The sequence below is a fragment of the Paraburkholderia sp. CNPSo 3274 genome, from assembly GCF_024206475.1.
Classification (GTDB): Bacteria; Pseudomonadota; Gammaproteobacteria; order Burkholderiales; family Burkholderiaceae; genus Paraburkholderia.
Window position 1 is genome coordinate 1 of record NZ_JAMBPR010000186.1, and the last position, 2,565, is coordinate 2,565.

The window sequence follows — 2,565 nt, forward strand, 5'->3', positions numbered from 1 at the left end:
TTGAACTAACCCGCTGAAGCGGGAGGTGGTGGTTGGCCAGCGACATCGGCTCCGGGATCATCTGCAGGGCCCCTCTGCTCGAGTGCGACGATGGCAGTGCAATTTGCTGCCGTGACCATTCAGAGCGGAGTCCACCATGACACCCCTACGTCGACGCATGATCGAGGATATGCGCGTGCGCAACCTCGCGGCCAACACGCAACGCGTGTATCTCCAGCAGGTGAGCAACTTTGCCAAGCACTTCGGGTGTTCCCCTGAACTGCTGGGCCCTGAGGAAGTACGCGCGTGGCAAGTGCACCTGATTGAGGTCCAGCGCCGTTCACCCAGCACTCTCGTGGTGGCCACTGCAGCGCTGCGCTTCCTGTACCACATCACGCTCAAACGTGAGTGGGCAGTCGACGAACTCCCGATGGCGCGGACACCGCGCAAACTCCCGGTGATCCTCAGTCAGGACGAGATCACGCGCTTCCTTGAAGCGATCCGTAGTGACAAGCATCGTACCGTATTGATCGTGGCCTACGCCGCCGGCCTGCGGATCTCGGAAGCCACCCGGCTGAAGGTCGGCGATATCGACAGCCAGCGCATGATGCTGCGTGTCGAACAGGGCAAGGGGCGTGCCGACCGCTACGTGATGCTCTCGCCCCGGCTGCTGGAGGTCCTGCGCAGCTACTGGTGTATCGGCCGCCCCCAGTACTGGCTGTTTCCCGGCCGCTTCCAGGATCAACCCGTGGGTGCCGACGTGGTGCGACGAGCGTGCCATGATGCACGTCGCCGTGGCGGTATCAGCAAACCGATCACGCCGCACTCCCTGCGCCATGCGTTTGCAACGCACCTGCTCGAATCCGGCACTGATGTGCGCCTGATCCAGTTGCTGATGGGCCATCGTAGCCTGGCCACGACGGCGCGCTACCTCAAGGTCGCGACCAGTACGATCTGCGCGACAACCAGCCCGTTCGACCGGTTGCCATCAAGGTCACCGCAGCCTTCGCCCGAGCCGCCGGTTGACCACGCCTGAACTGCGATGAAGGCCCAGCTGGAGTTGGCGGACATCCTGCGCCGCCACGGCCCCGCATACCGGCATCTGCACGCCGGCTCGCTTGACCGCGAGCAGCGCCGCGTCATGCGCGCCATCGAGCAGTGTCGAACGGCGGCTCTGGGCGGGCACGTTGAGCAGTGCGACGCCTGCGGACATCAGCGCATCGCCTACAACTCGTGTGGCAACCGGCACTGCCCGAAGTGTCAGTCGCTCGCCCGGGCGCAATGGCTTGACCACCGTCAGGCGGACCTGCTGCCCGTGCCGTACTTCCACGTCGTCTTCACCGTCCCGCAAGAGATCGCTGCCATTGCATTCCAGAACAAGCGTGTCGTTTACGACATCCTGTTCCAGGCAACGGCCGAAACTCTGCAGACGATAGCTGTAGACCCCCGGCACCTCGGAGCCACGATCGGATTCATCGCACTGCTGCACACCTGGGGGCAGAATCTGGTCCACCATCCGCATCTGCACTGCGTGATCCCGGGGGGTGGCCTTGCTGCCGACGGTACGCGCTGGGTGGCTTGCCGGCCCGGCTTCTTCCTGCCGGTGCGGGTTCTCTCGCGCCTGTTCCGTCGGCTTTTCCTCGAGCGATTGCAACATGCCTTCGATATCGGAACACTCGGCTTCTTCTCGTCCCTGGCATACCTGTCTGAGCCAAGCCAATTTGCCCGCTATCTGTCCGATCTGCGTAAAACGGAGTGGGTCGTATACGCCAAGGAGCCGTTTGGCGGTCCGCAGCAGGTGCTCGATTATCTCGGCCGCTATACACACCGCGTCGCGATCTCCAACAACCGCCTCATCAGTCAGAGCGATTGGCATGTCACGTTTCGCTGGCAGGACTATCGCCAACCTGGCCGTTCGCGCGTAATGCGGCTGGACGCACACGAGTTCCTGCGCCGCTTTCTCCTGCACGTGTTGCCACACGGATTGCAACGAATTCGTCACTATGGACTGCTCAGCAACCGGCTGCGCGAAACAAATCTCGCAGCATGTCGTCGCCTGCTCGGCGCGCCGCCCGCCATAACCCGAGTGATATCCGGACCTGATTATCGTGACCACTTTGCACAGCTGACCGGCCGATCACTCCGCGACTGCCCGGTCTGCAAGCACGGGCACATGGTCTGTGTCGAATACCTGCTGCCTGGCGCGCCACCGCGGGCGCCGCCAAACCATCGATGAGGCTCGAACGCACACTCTGCCTGGACGCCGAACCCGGCACATCCTACGGGTCCGCGTCGTACGCATGTCCACAGCGGTCACAACACGCCTCGCTCGTGCCGCCCAAGCCGCCCGCAGACCATCATGCCTGGACGTGCCTGCCCAATCGCGTATCCCGATTGTTTCTTGCCCTCGCTTCGCTTCCCGCACTCGACACGCACAACCGGCGCCGCACCGATTCAATCCCCATAGCCACCGACAGCGGAGCGGCTTAGCTCAACGAATTTTTAGCGGAGCGGAAACGGCTTGTTCGCCGTGTCCCTAGTCAATTCATTGCGCCGCTTCCGCTCCGCTAAAAATCCTCTGGATTA

At 62.8% G+C, this 2,565-nt stretch carries 2 protein-coding genes; both read left to right on the forward strand.

Features of this window, described 5'->3' with window-relative positions; translation table 11 throughout:
* Positions 1–136 precede the first annotated feature (136 nt).
* Positions 137–1,015 (forward strand): site-specific integrase, encoded by an 879-nt coding sequence (locus M3I54_RS43905; protein ID WP_254346645.1) that lies wholly within the window; start codon positions 137–139, stop codon positions 1,013–1,015.
* Between the two features lie 6 nt (positions 1,016–1,021).
* Positions 1,022–2,215, forward strand: a complete 1,194-nt coding sequence (locus M3I54_RS43910; protein WP_254346646.1) for an IS91 family transposase — start codon at positions 1,022–1,024, stop codon at positions 2,213–2,215.
* The last annotated feature ends 350 nt before the right edge of the window (positions 2,216–2,565 follow it).

Excerpts from the sequence above, each read along its gene's own strand:
- M3I54_RS43905 (WP_254346645.1), top strand. The coding sequence starts at position 137 with ATGACACCCCTACGTCGACGCATGATCGAGGATATGCGCGTGCGCAAC.
- M3I54_RS43910 (WP_254346646.1), top strand. The coding sequence starts at position 1,022 with ATGAAGGCCCAGCTGGAGTTGGCGGACATCCTGCGCCGCCACGGCCCC.